This is a genomic window from Arenibacter sp. F20364 (genome assembly GCF_023015905.1).
GTDB lineage: Bacteria > Bacteroidota > Bacteroidia > Flavobacteriales > Flavobacteriaceae > Arenibacter.
Genome location: NZ_JALKBD010000105.1, coordinates 1 through 1,212, shown reverse-complemented (window position 1 = coordinate 1,212; position 1,212 = coordinate 1). Strand labels below are relative to the sequence as shown.

Sequence of the window (1,212 nt, the reverse complement as noted above, 5' to 3'; positions counted from 1 at the left end):
TGTGTGTGCCCAGCATGGGCATCTTTATCATATCTAAGATATGGTATTAATCTAGAGGGTGCAAGTCCCTTATGGGCAGGGGTAACGCCTTGAACCATTAGTAAGTCGCAAGGGTGGTAACTGCGAGGTTACATCTGAAGGAAGCGAGACTACAAAACTCGGTACTGACGAACAGGAACCAGATATGAGGCTGTTAGGATGGATGAGCAAGCACATCATTGTAAAGTCCGAAACACATTTAAGTGAATGCCGAAGCAGTAGATCTGGCAGGAATCGAGGGAAAGAAGATGTTATTACCTGGGGAGGTCTCCAAAGTTACGTGTAGCTAAATGGAGAAGTCAGCTGACGTCGTAGTAGCCAACCACCTGATAGGTTGGTGAAGGACTGAACGATAATGGTACTTAATAAACCACGGAGCGGTTTTATGTTACGGATAGTTTTCTAGTAGAACAGTAGCCATGGATTAAGCGGGACAGCGAAACAATTTTAGTGTTAATGATTAAACGTTTAACAAGTAAAAGGAACCTTAACGACGCCTATTTACAGGTATTCCGCAACAAGGGTGGTGCAGGAGTGGACGGAGTTTCCGTAATGGAACTTAAATCTATGCTTCGAACCCATGCCAAGCGATACACCCAACAGATAGAACGGGAGTCTTATCAGGTGTCTCCAATATTGGGAATGGAAATACCCAAAAGCAACGGCAAGAAACGGATGCTCGGCATTCCCACCGTGGTCGATAGGGTATTTCAACAAGCACTGCATCAAGTTTTGCAACCCATATTCGAGCCAGACTTTCAGCAGCATAGTTATGGATTCAGACCAGAGCGCAATGCCCATCAAGCGGTCGCACAAAGCCTAAAGAATATTAATTCAGAGTATCAGTGCATAGTAGACATCGATTTAAAGAGCTTCTTTGACGAGGTGGAACACTATGTCCTCTTGGAACTGATATATAAAAAGGTGAAATGTAGACCCACGATGAAGCTGTTACGCTCATTCCTTAGGGCACCGATACTGATCAACGGCAAACTAAACAAGCGCAAAAAGGGCGTCCCACAAGGTTCGCCTCTAAGTCCGTTGCTTTCCAATATCCTGCTCAACGAGCTGGATAAGGAACTGGAAAAGCGCGGACATCGTTATGTTAGATATGCTGATGATTTCAGTATCTATGTCAGAAGTAAAAAGTCAGCAAAAAGGGTAGGTAACAGT

At 44.4% G+C, this 1,212-nt stretch carries 1 protein-coding gene; it reads left to right on the top strand.

Features of this window, described 5'->3' with window-relative positions; all coding sequences use genetic code 11:
* Positions 1 to 495: 495 nt before the first annotated feature.
* Positions 496 to 1,212 (top strand): group II intron reverse transcriptase/maturase (gene ltrA / locus MWU84_RS23890; protein ID WP_246906514.1); only part of this gene is annotated, 717 nt, incomplete at its 3' end.